We start from the raw sequence: 18,879 nt of genomic DNA, 5'->3' as shown, positions 1-18,879 counted from the left end.
CGCGCCCTCCGGGCCACTTGGCGGCATCGCCGCACTCGTCAGTACGAGTAGAACCCCGCCCCCGACTTCCGCCCCAGCCGCCCCGCCTCGACCATCCGCTGGAGTAGTGGGGGAGGGGCGTAGAGCGGCTCCTTGTACTCGTCGTAGAGGGAGTCGGCGATGGCGGTGACGGTGTCCAGGCCGATCAGGTCGGCGAGGCGGAGCGGGCCCATGGGGTGGGCGCAGCCGAGTCGCATGCCGGTGTCGATGTCGGAGGGGGTGGCGAAACCCGACTCCGCCATCCGGATCGCCGACAGCAGGTAGGGGACGAGCAGGGCGTTGACGACGAACCCGGCGCGGTCCTGGGAGCGGATCGCGGTCTTGCCGAGCGTGACGTGGGCGAACGCCGCCGCTTCGGCGGCCGCGTCGGCGGCGGTGTGCAGGGAGGTGACGATCTCGACCAGCGGCATGACGGGAACGGGGTTGAAGAAGTGCAGGCCCAGGACCCGGTCGGCGCGGCCGGTGGCCATGCCGAGGCGCATGATGGGCAGGGAGGACGTGTTGGTGGCGAGGATGGCCCCCTGGTCCTCGACGATCTTGTCGAGAGCGGTGAAGATGCCGGTCTTCGCGTCGGCGTTCTCGGTCGCGGCTTCGATGACGAGCTGACGGTCGGCGCAGTCGTCGAGGCCGCCGCTGTAGGCGAGTCTGCCGGCGGCTTCCTCGGCGGCCGTGCGGTCGGTCCTGCCCCGCTCGACGGCCCGTTCGAGGGAGCGGGTGATCCGCTCGCGGGCGGCGCGGGCGGCCGCTCCGTCCACCTCGCACACGAGCGTGTCGAGTCCGGCGCGGGCGCACACCTCCGCGATGCCGGCGCCCATCTGGCCGCCGCCGATGACGCCCACGCGCCGGATGGCCGTGCTCATGACCGCTCCGTTCCGCGCTGGACGAGGTGACGCGAGTAGGCGTCGGCGGTGAAGAAGGCAGGCAGCTCACGGCCGAGGGCGGTGCGTGCGAAGACGTCCCGGGCCTCGGCCGCGAGCGCCGCCGGATCCGCCTCGGCCAGGGCGTTCGTCTCGTCGTCGAGAAGCCGCAGCACCGTCTCCCGGTCGACGACACCGTGCCGCAGCCACTGCCAGATCTGTGCGCGGGCGACCTCGGCGGTGGCGGCGTCCTCCATCAGGCCGTACAGGGCGATGGCTCCGGTGCCGCGCAGCCAGGCCGCGACGTAGCGCAGCGCGATGGCGATGTTGGTGCGGATGCCCTCCTGGGCGGGCGGTGCGCTGATGCGGCGTATCGACAGCAGGTCGGCCGCGGTCACTTCCACATCGTCACGGGTGCGTTCGATCTGGTGCGGTCGGTCGCCGAGGACACCGTCGAAGACGTCGCGGCACACGGGGACCAGGCCCGGGTGGGCCACCCAGGAGCCGTCGAAGCCGTCCTCGGCCTCGCGCTCCTTGTCGAGGCGCACCTTCGCCAGGGCCGCCTCGTTCGCCTGTGTGTCCCGGCTCGGGACGTGGGCGGCCATACCGCCGATCGCGTGGGCGCCGCGCTTGTGGCAGGTACGCACGAGCAGTTCGGTGTAGGCGCGCATGAATGCGGCGGTCATCGTGAGCTGGGCGCGGTCCGGCAGCAGGAAGTCGGTCCGGTGGCCGAACGTCTTGATCAGGCTGAAGAGGTAGTCCCACCGTCCGGCGTTCAGCCCGGAGCTGTGCTCGCGCAGTTCGTAGAGGATCTCCTCCATCTCGAAGGCGGCGGTGATCGTCTCGATGAGCACGGTGGCGCGGACGGTGCCGCGCGGTATGCCGAGCAGCTCCTGGGCCAGCACGAAGACGTCGTTCCACAGGCGCGCCTCGTACCGGTTCTCCAGCTTGGGCAGGTAGAAGTACGGCCCGTACCCGGCGTCGATCTGCCGCTGCGCGCAGTGGAAGAAGTACAGCCCGAAGTCGACGAGGGAGGCGGGGGCGGGCCGGCCGTCGACCAGCAGGTGGTCCTCCGTGAGGTGCCAGCCGCGCGGCCGGACGACGATGGTCGCGAGCCGGTGTCGCTCGCCGAGCCGGTACTCCTTGCCGTCGGGCGTGGTGAAGTCGATCCTGCGGGCGACGGCGTCGCGCAGACTGCGCTGGCCCTGGACGATGTTGTCCCAGGTGGGCGAGGTCGCGTCCTCGAAATCGGCCATCCACACCTGCGCACCCGAGTTGAGGGCGTTGACGGTCATCCGGCGCTCCGGCGGACCGGTGATCTCCACACGGCGGTCGGTCAGTCCGGGCGCTGGCGGTGCGACCCGCCAGGACGCGTCCGCGCGGATGCCGGCGGTGGCGATGGCGAAGTCGAGCGGGGAGCCGGAGGTGAGCCGGGCGACTTGGCGTCGGCGCTCCGTGAGGAGTTCCAGGCGGCGATCGGCGAAGGCGGTGACGAGACGGCCGACGAAGTCCAGGGCCTCCGGCGTGAGGATCTCCTGGTCGCGTTCGCCTCGAACAGCCGCGACGACCTGGACGCGATGCGTCAGTGCGGTGGTGGACATGCGGGTCTCCTGACAGGGGAGGAGCGGTGGGGGCCGGGAGCGAAGCGGAGCCGGCCGGCCCCCACCTGTCTGCGGGGCGGTGGGGGCCTAGTGGAACTGCTCTTCCTCGGTGGAGCCGGTGAGCGCGGTGGTCGAGGAGGCCGGGTTGAGGGCGGTGGAGACCTGGTCGAAGTAGCCGGTGCCGACCTCGCGCTGGTGCTTGACGGCGGTGAAGCCGTGCTGCTGGGCGGCGAACTCCCGCTCCTGGAGGTCGACATACGCCGTCATGCCGGACTCGGCGTAGCCGCGCGCCAGGTCGAACATCGCGTGGTTGAGGGAGTGGAAACCGGCCAGCGTGATGAACTGGAAGCGGTAGCCCATCGCGGCCAGTTCGCGCTGGAACTTGGCGATCTGGTCGTCGTCCAGCGCGGCCTTCCAGTTGAAGGACGGCGAGCAGTTGTAGGCGAGCATCTGGTCCGGGTGCTCGGCGTGGATCGCCTCGGCGAACTCCCGGGCCTGAGCGAGATCGGGCGTGCCGGTCTCCACCCAGATCAGATCGGCGTACGGGGCGTAGGCCAGCCCGCGGGCGATGACCGGAGCCATGCCGTTCTCGACGCGGTAGAAGCCCTCGGCCGTCCGCTCACCGGTGCAGAAGCGCGCGTCGCGCTCGTCCACGTCACTGGTGAGGAGGCTGGCGGCCAGTGCGTCCGTACGCGCCACGATGACGGTGGGCACATCGGCGATATCGGCGGCGAGCCGGGCGGCGTTGAGGGTGCGGATGTGCTGCGCGGTGGGCACCAGCACCTTGCCGCCCAGGTGGCCGCACTTCTTCTCCGACGCCAGCTGGTCCTCGTAGTGGATGCCGGCCGCGCCGGCGGCGATCATCGCCTTGGTCAGCTCGAAGGCGTTGAGCGGGCCGCCGAAGCCGGCTTCGGCATCGGCGACGATCGGCGCCAGCCAGTCCACGGAGGTGTCCCCCTCCGCGGTGGCGATCTGATCGGCACGCAGCAGTGCGTTGTTGATCCGGCGCACCACCTGCGGAACCGAGTTGGCCGGGTAGAGGCTCTGGTCCGGGTACGTGTGACCGGCCTGATTGGCGTCGGCGGCCACCTGCCACCCCGAGAGGTAGATGGCCTGCAGACCGGCCTTGACCTGCTGGACGGCCTGACCGCCCGTCAGCGCGCCGAGAGCGTGGAGGTAGTCCTGGGTGTGCAGCTGCCGCCACAGCCGCTCGGCACCACGGCGGGCCAGGGTGTGCTCCTCACGGACGCTGCCGGACAGCCGCACCACGTCCTCGGCGCTGTACGTGCGCGCGATCCCCTTCCACCGCGGGTCCGTGGCCCACCGCTGCGCCAGCTGCTCAGCCGTCGCCGTCGTCGTACCTGCCTGCGCCATGACTCTGTCTCCTGGGGTCGCGTCGATGTCTGCGGAGATCTGCAAAGGTGTCGAAGCCCGATGAACGGCCCGCCAAGGGCTGGCCGGAGGGCCGGGGCCGGACGACGTCAGGGCATGAATCGTGCCCCGGCTCCGGTGCTTCTGCCTGCTGCTTCAGCGGGCCGCAGCACGACTCTCGCAGTGGCACCGAGTGTCATCAACCGTGGTCGGATGCCAAATTCTGCGTATCTTTCCCAGGGGTTTTGCAAAGGTTGCGAAGGCGGCGAGTGGGAGGCGGCGAGTGGAAGGCGACGAGTGGCTGTACGTCAGCAATCCGCGAAATCCCTGCGATCCGGGCACGACAATGCCCCCGCGCTCGCCGGGCGGATGCCGGAGAGCGCGGGGGCACGGGGCCCAGGGGCGTCAGTGCTGCTGTGCCTTGCGGCGGCGGATGACCAGGTAGCCGCCGGCCGCGACGAGCATGGCGGCGACCGTGGACAGCAGGCCGATGGGCGCGCCGTTGCCGGTCTCGGCGAGGTCGCCGCCGCCCGGGGCGGACGGTGACGGCGAGGCGGAAGAGCCGGCCTCGGCGGAAGCGGACGGCGTGGCGCTCGTGGTCGCCGGGGCGGAGGCCGTGGCCGGGGCGGACGGGGTGGCACTCGTCGAGGGCTTGCCGCCGCCCGGCTGGGTGTCGTCCTCGCAGTCGGTCCAGAAGACCTTGTGCTTGGCCCTGCCGTGCTCGCCGTCGAAGTTCCAGAAGAGCTTGTAGTGGCCGTCGGGCAGGGAAAGGTCCTGCGTACGGCCGTGCCCCTCGGTGTCGAGCGTCAGCGAACCGGACTTCACGGTCTCGCCCTTGACGGCAGCGGTCGGGGCCCAGGCCTCGATGCGCCAGTCGACTTCCTGGCCGCCGTCGAAGCCGAAGGCGTCGAGGTAGAAGGTGCACACGTGGGGCTCGTTCTTACGGAGCTCCTCACCGGTCTTGGCGTCGTGGATCTTCACGGTGCCGTTGTCGCCGGGGGTGGCGTAAGCGGAAGGGGCGATCAGCAGGGTCGCGGCCACGGCGGCCGTGAGCGTGCCTGCGGAAACAAGCGAGCGCATGGGCATTCCATCGGTGAAAGGGGAGGTTGCCGTGGGGGGCGGCTCAGCTTCCTGCGTCCTCATGAGTCCGTCAAGGCGCGTGATTGCGGTTATGTCACATAGGGCAAGTTTCGTCCCACTCGTTCTGCGTAACGATTGAGAACGGGGACCAGCGACGGCGGCTCCCCCGCGAACTGGCGGTGCTCCACACGCGGTTCGCGTGCGACCGGCGCCACCGCCCTCAACCACGTCCTCGACGACGCCCTCAACGACATCCTCGACCGACCGGAACTACGCTTCCCGGTCCTCCTCGGGGAGGGGGACCGCCCGGTCACCGCGCGCCCGGAGGTACGCCTCCAGTTCGGCGGCCCCGGTCAGCATCGCCCGACCGCGGGCGGACAACCGGCCGTGCCACTCGCCCAGTGCGGCCTCCAGCGGCTCCAGCCCGCCGGCCGTACGCACCTGGGCGATCAGCGGGGCGATCTGCTCCAGCAGGTAGCCGCCCCGTCTGAGCTGGTGGGTCAGCCGGGCATCCCGTACGTCGGCCTCGTCGTAGACGCGGTACCCGGTCAGCGGGTCGCGACCCGGGCGCACCAGCCCGGCGCGCTCCCATTTGCGCAGCGTCGCGGGCCGGATTCCGAGCTCCTCGGCCAGCGGCCCGATGAACGCGCCGTCGCGCCCGGACACCGCCGCGTCGGGTGGGGACGCCGTGGTGGGCGCCAGATCGCGCAGGGCGTTCTCCACGGCCTGGAGCGTCCGCCGGTCGTCGAGGAGCTGGGCGTGGCTCTCGTCGATCAGGCGGAGCGCCTCATCGACCGCGCCCTGGTTCACGGCCCGCATGATCGACGTCGCCGTCGGGTGGCTGTGGCCGGGCACCAGGGCGAGGAACGCGCCCAGAGCCCGCGCGTGCAGCGGAGTGTAGGTGCGGTAGCCGTGGGGTGTGCGAGCGGCCGCCGGAAGGATGCCGGCCTCCTCGTAGTTCCTGATGGCCTGCGTGGACAGACCGTGCCCGCGCGCCAGGTCAATCGGCCTGAGCCGTTCATCGCTTTGAAGGTTTCGTCCCATGATCCTGCCGATATCGCGGGAAAGTTTCCACCGAAGGTTCAACGATACCGTTGAAGGCATGGCTACGGACATCGAAGACACCGCACATCCCGTCGAAGCCGCCACTGTCATGAAGCTGCTCCCCGGCCGGCCGCGGCTGCTCGCCCTCGGCGAGCCCACCCACGGCGAGGACACGCTGCTCGACCTGCGGAACGAACTCTTCCGGCAGCTCGTCGAGCAGGAGGGCTATCGGACGATCACGATCGAGAGCGACTGCATGAGGGGCCTGGTCGTGGACGACTACGTCACCTCGGGCACGGGCACCCTCGACGAGGCCATGGAGCACGGATTCAGTCACGGGTGGGGCGCGTCCGCGGCGAACCGCGAACTCGTGCGCTGGATGCGCGCCTACAACGAAGGCCGCCCGGCGCCCGAGCGGCTCCGCTTCGCCGGTTTCGACGGCCCGCTGGAGATCACCGACGCCGCGAGCCCCCGGCAGGCCCTCACCGCACTCCACGACTACCTCGCGGCCCAGGTGGACGCGGACCAGCTCCCCTGCACCTCGGACACACTCGACCGCCTGCTCGGCGCGGACGACCGGTGGACCGACCCCGCCGCGATGAGGGACCCGGCCCAGTCCGTGGGGCAGTCGGCCGAGGCCAAGGAACTGCGGCTGCTCGCCGACGATCTGGTGGCGCTGCTGGACGCGCAGACGCCGCACCTGATCGCCGCGACCTCGCGAGACGACTGGGACCGGGCGCGCCTGTACGGGCGCACCGCCACCGGCCTGCTGCGCTACCACTTCTGGATGGCCGACACCTCACCGCGCCGCATGGCGCGGCTGTGCGCGCTGCGGGATTCGATGATGGCCGCCAACCTCCTCGCCCTCGCCGAACGGGGCCCGGCACTGGTCCACGCCCACAACGCCCATCTCCAACGGGAGCAGAGCACGATGCGCATGTGGGACCAGCCGCCGCTGGAGTGGTGGAGCGCCGGCGCGCTCGTGAGCGCCCGCCTGGGCGAGGAGTACGCCTTCCTGGCCACGGCCCTCGGCACGATCCGGCACCAGGGAGTGGACACCCCGCCCCCGGACACCGTCGAAGGACTCCTGTACGCGCTCCCGGAAGACCGCTACATCGTCGACGCCCCCCGGCTGGACACCGCCTTCGGCGACACGCGGCCCACACCCCGCGAATCCCCCTGGTTCGGCTACTCCGCGCTCGACCCGGCCCACCTGGCGGACAGCGACGGCATCGTGTTCGTCAAGGACGTCCCGCAGAGCCAGGGCCGGTCTGTCGGCCGTGCTCAGTAGACCTTGACCTGGAGTTCGAGGGCAGGGAGGCGCGGATCCCTGGTATGTAGAGCGTCGATCCGGACGGTTACTGCATAGGGCTCCTCGGCTCCGTCGTCCTCGTCCTCCCCGATGACGCACACGGTCTTCCCCGCGAGGTTCCGCACGTCGAGAGCGAAGTCGGTGTCCCAGTCCCTGTTGTGGGCGGCTGCCGCGCATGCGGTGCCCGTAGCGGGGATGGACTCCACCAGGCCCTTGGGGTCATCCAGGCCGAGCTTCGCGACGCCGCCGCAGGCACCCTCGTAGAACATCCGGCGCCCGTCGTGCAGGTGAAGGCCGGCGGGGGAGTCGCTCTCGGGGCCGACGGCCACCACCTTGAGGTCGTCGGTGACCACATAGTCAACGCGCTCCCCGAGGGTGGAGTTCCTGCAGACCGGCGCGGGCACCTTCACGGTCCTGACCCCGGAAACCGCCCGGGGGTAGGAGGCGGGGGCCGGCGGCCCGTGGTGCGTCTGCAGGGCTGAGCCGTCGCCGCCGCAGGCGGTGAGAGCCACGAGGCCCACTGCGAATAAGGGAAGGAGCTTGGGAAGGAGCTTGCGCATCGCGGTCGTACCTCCGTGGTGTGCGGGCTGGTCGCTGGGCACGCCATGGCCGGAAGCGCTGGTCGCCGGGCACGCCATGGCGGAAAGCGGGAGTCGGGGGTGCGGCCCGGGCCGGTGTGCGCGGACCGGGCCGCTGCCCGACGGATCAGCCCTGACGGAGCTTGGCCCAGGTGTTGCCGCCGACTCTGCCGTCCTGGGTCAGGCCGTAGCGCCCCTGGAAGGTCTTCACGGCGTCCTCGGTCTTCTTCCCGAAGTCACCGTCGACGCTCGCGGGACCGACGGAGATCTGGAACCAGTTGACGAGCAGGCACTGGATCTCCTTGACGTGGTTCCCCCGGTCGCCCCGGTCGGCGTACTTCGTCCCGTTGTGCCAGCCGCAGTAGTTGCCGGCCACGGTCGACGCCGCGCGCTCCTGCGCCGGTACGGCCGTAGCGGTCACGGCAACCCCGCCGAGGATTCCGGCGGCGAGGAAGCCGGACACGAGCGCCGTGGTGAGCTTCTTACGAGTAAGCACGGTTCTCCTTCTGAGGATCGGTCACGGGTGCCCGTCGGGGCATCCGGGGACGACTACACCGGCTCGCGGATTTTTCATCACCCCTGTTCCGAGCACTGAAAAATTCCGTGGGAGCGGCGGCCGGCGCCTCCGGTGGCGGCTGGTTGGCCGAGACGTCCCTGTTCGCGGCGGACGGCCGTCCGTAGGTTGAAGCCGTAGATCATCTGGGGGGAACGGGTGGGGCGCAGGGAAAAGCCGGTGGATCCGGCCGAGGGACCGGTCCAGCGCTTCGCGTTCGAGTTGCGCAAACTGCGGCAGGAGGCCGGCGGGCTGTCCTACCGGGTGATGGCGGAGCGCGCGCAGTACTCCATCACCGCTCTGTCGCAGGCGGCGGCGGGCGAGAAACTGCCGTCGCTCCCGCTCGTCCTGGCGTATGTGACGGCATGCGGGGGCGACACCGCCGCGTGGGAACGACGCTGGCACGAGGCCGTCCACGAGGACGTCGAGCGGCGCGCTCCGGGGCCGGACGAGGACGGGCCGGCGCCCTACCAGGGGCTGGCGCGCTTCGAACCGGCCGACCACGAGCGCTTCTTCGGCCGGAAGCGGCTCGTGGACGAGGTGAGCGACGTCCTGCGCGGGCACCGATGCGCCGCCCTCGTCGGCCCCTCCGGAAGCGGCAAGTCCTCCCTGTTGCGCGCCGGTGTGATCCCCCGCCTCCAGCGGGCGCAGGATCCCGTCCTGCGCGCGGCGGCACTGCGTGTCCTCACCCCCGGGGAGCACCCCCTGCGCACCCACCGCGAGGTGCTGGCGCCCGCCCCCGGAAACGGCGACACCTGGCTGGTCGTCGACCAGTTCGAGGAGGTCTTCACCCTCTGCCGGGACGCCGGGGAGCGCGCCGAGTTCATCGACCGGCTGCTGACCGCGGACGACCCGGAGAGCCGACTGCGCGTGGTCCTGGGGATCAGGGCGGACTTCTACGGCAGCTGCCTGGAGCACCCCGGGCTGGTACCGGTGCTGCGCCGGGCGAGCGTGCCGATCGGTCCCATGACACCTGAAGAGCTGCGGGACGTGGTCATCAAGCCCGCGGCCGCACGGGGCCTGATCGTGGAACGGGCGTTGACGACCCGGCTCGTCGAGGAGGTGGCCGAGGAACCCGGTGGCCTGCCGTTGCTGTCCCACGCGTTGCTGGAGACCTGGCGCCGACGGCGTGGCCGCACGCTGACGACGGGGGCCTACGAGGCCGCCGGAGGTCTGCACGGTGCGATCGCCCAGACCGCGGAGGATCTCTACGCCGAACTCTCGCCGGACCAGCGCGGCGTCGCCCGGAGAATCCTGCTGCGGCTCATCACTCCCGGTCAGGGAGCCCCGGACACCCGGTGCCCGGTGGACCGCTCCGTACTGGGGAGTCCGGGCACCGACGCGGGCGAGACCGGCGCGGTACTGGAACGGCTGGCGCGGGCCCGGCTGATCACGCTCGACGAGGAGACCGCCGACCTCGCGCATGAAGCGCTGATCACCGCCTGGCCCCGGCTACGCGGCTGGCTCGACGAAGACCGCGAGCGGCTGCTCCTGCACCACCGGCTCCGCCAGGACGCGCGAAGCTGGGAGGAGCTGGACAGGGATTCCGGCTCCCTCTACCGGGGCGTCCGGCTGGCGGAGGCCGAGGAGGCCTTCGGCTCCGGCGCGGCGGCGGACGAACTCACCGCGGCGGAGGCCGCGTTCCTGGCCGCCGGCCGCACCGCGCGTACCCGTGAGCGCAGGCGCCGTCGCGGCCTGGCGGCCTCCCTGGCCGTCCTTGTCGTACTGTCCCTGCTCGCGGGGGTGGTGGCCTGGCAGCAGAACCGTGCGGGCGAGCGGCGGCATGCGGAGGCCACATCCCGGCGGATCGCCTCGCTCGCACAGAACATGTCCGCCACCGACCCCGTCACCGCGCTGAAGCTTGGTGTCGCCGCCTGGCGGGTCAGCCCCACGACGGAGGCCAGGGCGGCGCTGCTGGGGGCGGCGACGCAGCGGGAGCAGGAGTCGTTCTCCGTCCCGGAGTCAGGGGACGACGAAGCGCGGCTGATCAGCGGTGACGGCCGCACGCTGGTCAGCATCAGCGACCCGGGACCGTCGCGGGTCTGGGACGTGGTCACCCATGAGCGCATCGGCTCCTTCTCGCTGGAGGGGGCCGAGTTCACAGACCTCTCGCCGGACGGACGGCGGATGCTGGTGGGCACGGACGGTCAGCTGGAGCTGCGGCAGGTCACGAACGGACGGCCCATCGGGCCACCCATCCACATGAAGGGCGACACCGGGCACTTCACGAACGGGGCCACGGGGAGCTTCACTCCCAGCGGACGCCTCCTCACTCTCCACGACACGAGCGTCCGCCTCTGGGACATACAGCGGCGGCGCACCGTATTCCAGCGGCCCGACGCCGGCCAACGGCAATCGGCCGTCAGTACCGACGACCGACTGCTGGCCCTCTGCCCCGAGGCAGGGGCGCTGGAGATATGGGACATCAGGGCACACCGGAGGCTTCCGGCCCTCCCCGCGGCAGCACAGCGAGCAGCATGCCGCGCGGAGGAATCCCTCAAGGACGAGCTGCTCTTCGACCCGACCGGCCGCCACCTCGTGGTCGCCGACGACACGGGAGCCAGGAGATGGGACCTGGCCTCCCGGCGTGAACTTCCTGCGATCCACTGGTCCGGACTCCAGGCGTTCTCGTTCAGCCCCGACGGCGGATTCCTGGTCGCCGCCGTAGCCCAGGAGATCCTGCTGTGGCGCCTCTCCGACCCCGGCCGCCCCGTCTTCCGCTACCGGATGTCGGCTCCGAACGTCGGCGCCGTACATGCCGATCCGCGCTCCGGCACGATCCGCTACCTGGCCGGGTTCGACACGGGGGCGGTCTACACCCTGTGGGCGGGCCGCGCGTTCGCACACGACTGGCGTCAACAGGGCAGTGCGGCGGCGGTGTTCAGCCCGGACGGCAGCACCGTTGCCCTCATGAGGAGAAGCGGCCGGACCGCCCGCTTCACCCTGCGGTCGACGCACGACGTCGCAGCGGCCGTCGACGTCGACCTGCCGCCGTACAACTGCCGCTTCGCGCGCGATAGTGAGGACCCGCCTCGTGAGTGCGTGCCCTTGATGGCCTTCAGCCCTGACAGCCGGCGATTCGCCTACGGCGCAGCCGTTCAGGAGAACTATGCCGTGGCGGTGGGCCCCAGCTCGATCACCCTGTGGGACCTACGGCGACGCACCCGCATGACCTCGTTCCACCTCACCACCGAAGACGACGCCGCGCCGGTCGACTCGATCGCCTTCACCGCCGACAGCCGGTCCCTGCTCGCCTACCGTGAGAGCTCGGAGGCGCTGGACACCTGGGACCCGTTGAACGGCAAGCGCCTTCGGCAGCAGGGAGCCTCGGAGGACCCCTATGCCAGCCACAGCCGGACGTCCTTCGTGCACGGCGGGATGGCGGTACGCCCCGACGGACGATTCCTGGCCACGACCCACAGCACCCACTTCCCCCTCCCCGACGGGCGCCCGGCGCTGCGCAGCCTGACGCTGGAAGTCCCCACCGCCATCACCTACAGCCGGGACGGTGAACACCTCGCCGTCGGAGAGGCCACCGGACGGGTCACCGTCTGGAACCGCGACGCCACCCGCCGCCTCGCCGTGCTCCCATCGGACTCCGCCGGACCCGACGCCGCGTCCGTCACCGCCCTGGCCTACTCACCCGACGGCACCACCCTGGCAACGGCCGACGCGTCCGGCACCGTACGGCTCTGGGAAGCAGCCTCCAGCCGTCCCCTGGGCGGCCCCCTGCCCACCCCTGGCGACCCGATTCGCGCCCTCGCCTTCAACGCGGACGGCACCACCCTGCTCATGGCCGGCCGGAACGTCCCCCTCCAGACGTACCCCGTCGACCCGGAGCGTGTCACGGCAGAGGTGTGCCACCGCGCCCAGGGCGGTCTGAGCCGCACCGAGTGGGCCACGTACATTCCGGAGCTCGAGTATCGGTCGCAGTGCTGATGCGTGGGACCCGGTTCGTTCCGTTCCCAGGCAGAAATGGGGCAGTTGATGTCACGCCGTAAGTGGCGGGGGAGCGAGCCTGACCACAGGCAGGGGTGGTGGTGAACGGTGGAGTGCCGCTTCGCCACCCCTGCTCTGCGGTGGTGGGGTATCAGCTCAGCATGTGCTCGATGAGGTCGGCCGCCTGTGTGGTGCCGCCCTCGGCTCGGGCGTCGGCCCGGAGGAGCGCCGAGCGGCGGGTGATCTCCGCGTCGGCGACGAGTTCGCTCAGCGCGGTCCGCAGGGTCTCGGCCGTGGCGTCGGGGGTGTCGATGCGGCGGGCCACGCCCAGCTCTACGAGACGGTCGGCGTTGAGGAACTGTTCGGCGCCTTGCGGAACCGCGATCATCGGAACGCCGGCCAGCAGCCCTTCGCCGCAGCCGCCCATGCCGGCATGGGTGACGAAGGCGTCGGCCTGTTCCAGGATCGCCGGCTGGGGCACCCAGGAATGCACTTCGACGTTGGGCGGAATGGCGCCCAGCTCCCGCGGGTCGGTGTACTTCCCGATCTGGAGCACGACGTGCCAGCCGGGCAGGTCGCCGAAGGCCGCCAGGCAGTTGCGGTAGAACTCCGGCCGGCAGGTGTACGCCGAGCCGAGGGAGATGAGAAGGACGTTCTCGGCGTCGGCGGGACGTGTCCAGCCGTTCTCGTCCCCGCGCGGGCCGCGACAGGCGCCGACAAACGTCACGGTGTCGGTGTCGACCTGGTCGACGTGCGGCTGCATCGCCCGGGGGATCAGGGCCAGGGCCCGTGAGGGGCGGCCGGAGAAGGCGTCCACGTCGGTGGTGGACGCCCCGCAGTTGACGAGCCACTGAGCGAACTTCGCCCGGTAGGCGTCCGCACCCGGCAGCTGCCACAGGTGTGCTGCCGCGTCCTGGCCATAGCTCTCCCAGGCCACGAAGGTCGGGGACAGCTGCAGCAGGGGGCGGCCCTGCGTCTCGGCGAGGGCGCGCGCGGCGTAGGCACCGATGTCGTACAGGTAGAGGTCCGCGCGGTCGTGGTCGTAGGCGGCGCGCAGCTGCGGGAGGGCCTGCACGGCGTCGTCGAGGAAGAGGTCCATCGCGGCGATGGGGTCGTCGGGCCAGTCGTTGTCGGCGACCGGCAGCACGGAGGTGCAGGGGACCAGTTCGGCGCCGGTGGTCGCGATCAGGTCGCTGACCGCCGGGTCGTTGGCGTAGGTCACCCGATGACCGCGGGCCACCAGCTCGCGGATGATGGCCAGGCTGGGCAGGACATGGCTGACGGCGGGGATGCCGACCATTGCAATATGGGCACGGCGACGGGACATGGAAGATCACTCATTTCAGATCTATGGCGAAAGGGCGCAGCAAGGCACAGCAGGGCCCACAGCAAGGCGCAGCGCAGCAAGACGCGGCAACCCACGGCAAATCGCAGTGAGTTACAGCAAAACCGTGCGCCTGCCGCTGCGAGAGGAAAGTCCTGCCTGCGGGGCGTCACCCGGATGTGCGAGACGGAGGCGGGGGCGAGGCCCCGGCCGCGTCAGCCGTAGATCTGATAGAGGTACATGCCCTGGACTCTAGCCCGCCGCCGGGCCGCGGTGCACGGCAATTACGACGACCTCCGTGCGGAGGGTGTCCGGCGGCGGCGCCGAGCCGGGCGCACGGGACGACCCGAAGCCCGTGTCACGCGCGCTGGTTGTCCGGGGCGGCCGCCTCCAGGTCGGCGATGCTGCCCGACATGATCGTCCGCACATGCTCGGTGATGTGCTCCGGGGGCCAGTCCCACCAGGCCACCGCCAGCAGGCGGGCGACGTCCTCGTCGCTGTAGCGGGTGCGGATGAGCCGGGCCGGATTGCCGCCGACGATGCCGTAGTCCGGCACGTCCGAGGTCACCACGGCGCCCGAGCTGATGATCGCGCCGTGTCCGATCCGTACGCCGGGCATCACCGTCGCGCCGTAGCCGAACCAGACGTCGTTGCCGACGACGGTGTCCCCGCGGTTCGGCAGGCCGGTGAGCAGGTCGAGGTGCTCGGCCCACGAGCCGCCCATGGTGGGGAACGGGAAGGTCGAGGGGCCGTCCATCCGGTGGTTGGCGCCGTTCATGATGAACCGCACCCCCGTGCCCAGGGCGCAGAACCTGCCGATGACCAGCTTCTCCGGCCCGTAGTGGTAGAGCACATTGCGCGTTTCGAACGCCGTGGGGTCGTCGGGGTCGTCGTAGTAGGAGTACTCCCCGACTTCGATCAGCGGGGACTTCACCAGCGGCCTGAGCAGTACCACCCGGGGCTGCTCGGGCATCGGATGGAGAAGTGTCGGGTCGGCAGGTACGGGCATGGTGAGCGGCTCCTTGAGGTTCGGTGTCCGTGTACGTGTCCGTTCCATGATCACAGTGTTGAGACGAACCGGAACACCGATGTACCACCTGCGAGAACGCACACCGAACGCCGTGCGTTCAGGGGAAGTTAGGGGAAGTTAGGGGCAGGGTTGGGCGCAGTTAGGGCAGTTACTGCTGGCGAGGGCTGCGGAGGTCTTTCGGAACCGAGACCTGCCGAGCCGGTCTCAGCCGGCCCCCGGCAGCCGGACCTGGACGGTTCCCGTCTCGTCCATGCGCACCTGGAAGACGGGCTGCGGAGCCGTCGCCGGGCCACGGACGTTCGCGCCGTCCGCGAGTCTGAAGACGCTGCCGTGCCAGGGGCACTCCACGCAACCGTCGGTGATCTTCCCGCCCGACAGGGGACCGGACTGATGACTGCACCGATCGGCGAGCACATGGATCTCTCCGTCCGCCTGGCGGACGACGAGCAACGGCACCTCGCCCAGCTGCCGACGCACCGCCTCACCCACCGGGAAGTCCGGCACGCTTCCCACGGCCTGCCACTCGTCCTCCAGCAGGTGTGGCACGGGCTCCGCCTTGTTGGGGCCCGCGGCCTGCCGGAAGGCGAGGTGACCGCCGAGCATCCCGCCGACACCGGCCGCGCACAGACCTGCCATGCCGAGGGCCTTGCCCAGCAACGTACGGCCGCGCCCGCGCTGCACCCACGACCCCGAATACAGGCCGATGGCCACAGCGATCGACGCCGCGTGCACCAGCCCGGTGCGCATCTGGTCCTCGTGCTGCTCGGCCCAGTCCACCCAGCCGGCCAGCGCGGCGGGAGCCGCAGCGAGGACGCCCACTCCGATCAGCAGGCGGGCACTGCGGCGAGTACCGGGCACGACGTCCAGCACCGCGGAGGACAGCCATGCGCCGATCGGCACCTGCACCAGCACCGGGTGGAGCGGATGCCCGATGGGCAGCCCATGGAGCACATCACGCGCGCGCCCCAGGGGCAGCCCTCGCACCACGCGCTGCACAGGGGTGATCAGGACATCCAGCTTCTGCATACGGCCGAGCGCATCGACGGAGGCCAGGAACGTATCCCCGGCACGGGCGACGGCACCCTTCAGCTGGTGCGCACTCGGAACGAACGGAGCACTTCCGTCCGGTCGGGCCGTCACTCGCATGGTCGTCCTCCTGTCGCCGCCTCCCCACCCATGGACCTTCGTCCTCCCGGCGTCCTTCGCCAGGATCGCGTGTTCACGCGTGTTCACTCGCCACGCCGAGCGGGGCTGTACGCCCGCCACGACGAGCAAGACCGTCGCACGCCCCGTCAAAGCCTGCCACCTGGTCGCTGTTCGCGCGCGATCTGCGGGAGGCATCCGACGTAATCGCGGGGGAACGCGTATGAGCGGCCAGGAACGTCGGGAATCCGTCTTGTTGCGTGACCGTGACCGTGACCGTGACCGTGACCGTGACTGTGACCGTGACTGTGGCCGTGACTGCGACCGTGAGCGTGACCGTCCGTGACACACACAGGAGAAAGGAACGACGCCTTATGCAGATCGCGTTCTTGGTCGCACCCGCAGGTGTGGAGCAGGTCGAACTGACCGATGCCTGGCAGGCGGTGCTGGACTCGGGAGACGTTCCCCACCTGGTGTCCACCCGGTCCGGTCGGATCCAGGCGTTCCACCATCTGGACAAGGCCGACACCTTCCCGGTGGACACGACGGTGGACACGGCGCGCGTTGCGGACTACGGCGGCCTGGTCCTGCCCGGCGGTGTCGCCAACCCCGATGCCCTGCGCATGGACCGCAAAGCGGTGGCGTTCGTTAAGGGCTTCTTCGACCGGGGCAGGCCGGTGGCGGCCATCTGCCATGCGCCGTGGACGCTCGTCGAGGCCGATGTCGTACGGGGACGCACCCTGACGTCCTATCCCAGTCTGCAGACCGATATCCGCAATGCCGGCGGCAACTGGGTGGACGAGCAGGTCAAGGTCTGTACGGCGGGCAACAACACATTGATCACCAGCCGCAGGCCAGGCGACCTGAAGGCATTCTGCGCCACGTTCATCGCGGAATTCGCCCGGGCCGGAAAGCCGGCATGACCGGTCCGCTCGCCCGCGGGAACGTGCGGACGACCGGCCGCGATGCATTCGGGCACGCAACGAGCTCTGGCGCTCAGGCGCTACCTGTAGTAGCGGTTGTCTTCGACGTCGACGACCGGGGCGCCTGGCGCAGGCGGCTGGGTGCGACGCCGCTTGAGGATGCTCACGTAGGCGGCGATACCGATGATGCCGACGATCATCAGGATGACGCCCACGAGGTCGACGTTGACTCCGGCCATGTGCCAGTCCACCGCGAAGGTGAGGATCGCCCCCACCGCGAGCAGACCGATGCACCCGCCGATTCCCATGGTGTCAGCCTCCGTAAGTGATGTGGCAGTAAGTCCTGTTGAGGATTCGCGTACCCGAGGGCGGGCACCCTATGTCGTCGGTCTCCAGGGCACATGGTTGAACGGGCAACTGAGCCGCGTGCGGCTCGCGGCAGCCCCGGGCGGCGCTGTTCGCCTGGCAGCCGGTGCGCTTCTGGCGTGGACTGGTACGGAAGCCGATCCGGCTGCAACGGCTGCAGACCGGATGAGCCGGTAGCAGCCGCACCAAAGGACGTCGTCATGCCTGCAGGAGCCAGTAGGAAGCGCGAGCGGCAGTACGAGCACATCAAGGAGAACGCGCTGGAACACGGCGTCTCCGAGAGGCGTGCCGAAGAGATCGCCGCGAGGGCCGTCAACAACGCGAGGGCCGTCGACCAGCAGCGCGCCCGCGAGGGCGGGGCCAAGGCCGCCGGCAGGCCTTCCACGCAGGAGACGAAGTCCGCGCCCCATCGAGGCGGGGAACGGTCCCGTCGCGGCCCGCAGGAGCCGACCAGGGACCAGCTCTACGAGGAAGCCAAGAGGAAGAACATCGAGGGCCGCTCCACCATGAACAAGGACGAGCTGCGTAGGGCGGTCGGCCGCTGACGATGGCCGGCCCGCGCACCGGGACGTGCGCACAGTGTGGAAGGGACCATGAACAGCGCACGTCGGGCGCAGCACGCCCGGCGCGGCGGCACTGGGATGCGATCACCCCCTGACGGACGTGCCATGGAAGGGGCGGCGGGAGCCGTGGGAGGCACGGCCCCGGCTGGCGCGTCCGGTGTGGGAGGTAGGACTCATGGCCCGTCCGGTGTGGCGTGGTTCGCTGACGTTCGGGCTGGTCACCCTGCCTATCAAGATGTATACGGCGACCGACAGCCACACGATCCACTTCCACCAGATCCAGCGCGGCACCGCCGACCGGATCCGCAATCAGCGGGTCAATGAACGCACCGGCGAGGAGGTCGCGGCCGAGGACATCGTCAAGGGCTACGACGTGGGCGAGGAGTACGTCCTGGTCGAGCCGGAGGAGCTGGACGACATCGCCCCGGTCCGGTCCAGGGCGCTGGAGATCAGTGGCTTCGTCGAGCTGGCCGACGTCGAGCCGATCTTCTTCGACCGGACCTACTATCTGGGCCCGCAGGGCAAGGAGTACGCCAAGGTGTACGCGCTGCTGCGCAAGGCCCTCGACCGGTCGGGCAAGGCCGGCATCGCCACTTTCGTCATGCGCAACCGCGCGTACCTGGTCGCGGTCAAGGCCGAAGACGACATCCTCACGCTGCACACCCTGCACTGGGCGGACGAGGTCCGGGACCCGCACGAGGAAGTGGCCGATCTGCCGGGCAAGCCGAAGATCACCGACCGTGAGCTGATGGACGCTCTCCATGCCAGCCTTGAGAGAACGAAAGGAAGGCCCAAGAGCCACGGCAAGAGCAAGAGTGTGAGCAAGAACAACGGCAGGGGTCACGGCACGGGCCGGGCCAAGCGCGCCGAGCTGGATCGGTGCAGCAAGGCGGAGCTTTATCAACTCGCCACCGAGGCAGATGTCCGGGGCCGCTCGTCGATGAGCCGCGCCGACCTCATCAAGGCGCTCTCCGCATGATGAAGACGCTCTCCGCCTGATGTACGAACGGGAACGAGGAGGCTGAGATGCCTACCGAGATGCCTGGATCCGAAACTCCGGAGGAACGTCAGAAGCCGAACAATCCGCCTCCCATTGCCGGGCCACCGACTCCGCCGACTCCGCCTGACCGTGTCCGAGAACCGCAATCGGCGGATC

General features: G+C 70.3%; 16 protein-coding genes. 5 read left to right on the top strand and 11 right to left on the bottom strand.

Going from position 1 to position 18,879, the window contains the following annotated elements; genetic code table 11:
• Positions 1–38 precede the first annotated feature (38 nt).
• From ACWD6P_RS24835 to ACWD6P_RS24815, 5 genes are all read right to left on the bottom strand, one after another.
• Entirely contained in the window at positions 39–899 is an 861-nt protein-coding gene (locus tag ACWD6P_RS24835; RefSeq protein WP_451446362.1) for a 3-hydroxybutyryl-CoA dehydrogenase, read from the bottom strand.
• A complete protein-coding gene (gene aceB, locus ACWD6P_RS24830; protein WP_451446361.1) occupies positions 896–2,497 on the bottom strand; it encodes a malate synthase A in 1,602 nt (533 codons plus the stop codon). Before aceB ends, ACWD6P_RS24835 begins: the two co-directional genes overlap by 4 nt.
• Before the next feature lie 87 nt (positions 2,498–2,584).
• Positions 2,585–3,871, bottom strand: coding sequence for an isocitrate lyase (aceA, locus tag ACWD6P_RS24825; RefSeq protein ID WP_451446360.1), 1,287 nt, complete (start codon positions 3,869–3,871; stop codon positions 2,585–2,587).
• Positions 3,872–4,273: 402 nt separating this feature from the next.
• A complete protein-coding gene (locus ACWD6P_RS24820; protein WP_451446359.1) occupies positions 4,274–4,948 on the bottom strand; it encodes an LPXTG cell wall anchor domain-containing protein in 675 nt (224 codons plus the stop codon).
• 270 nt (positions 4,949–5,218) lie between these two features.
• A complete protein-coding gene (locus ACWD6P_RS24815; RefSeq protein WP_451446358.1) occupies positions 5,219–5,992 on the bottom strand; it encodes a TioE family transcriptional regulator in 774 nt (257 codons plus the stop codon).
• Positions 5,993–6,050: 58 nt separating this feature from the next.
• Between ACWD6P_RS24815 and ACWD6P_RS24810 the strand changes: the two genes are divergently transcribed.
• Positions 6,051–7,283 carry an erythromycin esterase family protein gene (locus tag ACWD6P_RS24810; protein ID WP_451446357.1) on the top strand — a complete coding sequence of 411 codons (1,233 nt, stop codon included), beginning with the start codon at positions 6,051–6,053 and terminating at the stop codon, positions 7,281–7,283.
• Here ACWD6P_RS24810 and ACWD6P_RS24805 read toward each other — a convergent pair.
• Together ACWD6P_RS24805 and ACWD6P_RS24800 are read right to left on the bottom strand one after the other, a co-directional pair.
• Positions 7,277–7,816, bottom strand: coding sequence for a hypothetical protein (locus ACWD6P_RS24805; protein WP_451446356.1), 540 nt, complete (start codon positions 7,814–7,816; stop codon positions 7,277–7,279). The two genes, ACWD6P_RS24810 and ACWD6P_RS24805, sit on opposite strands and share 7 nt — an antisense overlap.
• A 193-nt stretch (positions 7,817–8,009) precedes the next feature.
• Entirely contained in the window at positions 8,010–8,378 is a 369-nt protein-coding gene (locus ACWD6P_RS24800; protein ID WP_451446355.1) for a peptidoglycan-binding domain-containing protein, read from the bottom strand.
• Between the two features lie 237 nt (positions 8,379–8,615).
• On the opposite strand from ACWD6P_RS24800, the gene ACWD6P_RS24795 reads away from it, so the two are divergent.
• On the top strand, positions 8,616–12,374 hold the full coding sequence (locus ACWD6P_RS24795) for an nSTAND1 domain-containing NTPase (RefSeq protein WP_451446354.1): 3,759 nt from the start codon (positions 8,616–8,618) through the stop codon (positions 12,372–12,374).
• A 151-nt stretch (positions 12,375–12,525) separates the two neighbouring features.
• On the opposite strand, the gene ACWD6P_RS24790 is transcribed toward ACWD6P_RS24795, so the two are convergent.
• The 3 genes from ACWD6P_RS24790 to ACWD6P_RS24780 all read right to left on the bottom strand — a co-directional run bounded on the left by ACWD6P_RS24790 (position 12,526) and on the right by ACWD6P_RS24780 (position 15,754).
• Positions 12,526–13,701, bottom strand: a complete 1,176-nt coding sequence (locus ACWD6P_RS24790) for a macrolide family glycosyltransferase (RefSeq protein ID WP_451446353.1) — start codon at positions 13,699–13,701, stop codon at positions 12,526–12,528.
• A gap of 355 nt (positions 13,702–14,056) precedes the next feature.
• Positions 14,057–14,707 carry a CatB-related O-acetyltransferase gene (locus ACWD6P_RS24785; protein ID WP_451446383.1) on the bottom strand — a complete coding sequence of 217 codons (651 nt, stop codon included), beginning with the start codon at positions 14,705–14,707 and terminating at the stop codon, positions 14,057–14,059.
• 225 nt (positions 14,708–14,932) lie between these two features.
• On the bottom strand, positions 14,933–15,754 hold the full coding sequence (locus ACWD6P_RS24780) for a Rieske 2Fe-2S domain-containing protein (RefSeq protein ID WP_451446382.1): 822 nt from the start codon (positions 15,752–15,754) through the stop codon (positions 14,933–14,935).
• A gap of 491 nt (positions 15,755–16,245) precedes the next feature.
• Between ACWD6P_RS24780 and ACWD6P_RS24775 the strand changes: the two genes are divergently transcribed.
• The gene (locus tag ACWD6P_RS24775; RefSeq protein ID WP_451446381.1) at positions 16,246–16,794 is read left to right on the top strand and encodes a type 1 glutamine amidotransferase domain-containing protein; all 549 of its coding nucleotides are present in this window, start codon (positions 16,246–16,248) and stop codon (positions 16,792–16,794) included.
• Positions 16,795–16,874: 80 nt separating this feature from the next.
• Here ACWD6P_RS24775 and ACWD6P_RS24770 read toward each other — a convergent pair whose 3' ends face one another.
• Entirely contained in the window at positions 16,875–17,102 is a 228-nt protein-coding gene (locus tag ACWD6P_RS24770) for a DUF6458 family protein (protein WP_451446352.1), read from the bottom strand.
• A 258-nt stretch (positions 17,103–17,360) separates the two neighbouring features.
• Between ACWD6P_RS24770 and ACWD6P_RS24765 the strand changes: the two genes are divergently transcribed.
• The gene (locus ACWD6P_RS24765) at positions 17,361–17,705 is read left to right on the top strand and encodes a plasmid stabilization protein (protein WP_451446351.1); all 345 of its coding nucleotides are present in this window, start codon (positions 17,361–17,363) and stop codon (positions 17,703–17,705) included.
• 193 nt (positions 17,706–17,898) lie between these two features.
• Entirely contained in the window at positions 17,899–18,702 is an 804-nt protein-coding gene (gene ku, locus ACWD6P_RS24760) for a non-homologous end joining protein Ku (protein ID WP_451446350.1), read from the top strand.
• Positions 18,703–18,879 lie beyond the last annotated feature (177 nt).

It is taken from the genome of Streptomyces sp. NPDC002446 (genome assembly GCF_053595675.1).
Note: the sequence above shows the minus strand (reverse complement) of the source record. Positions and strands in the feature narration are given on the sequence as shown.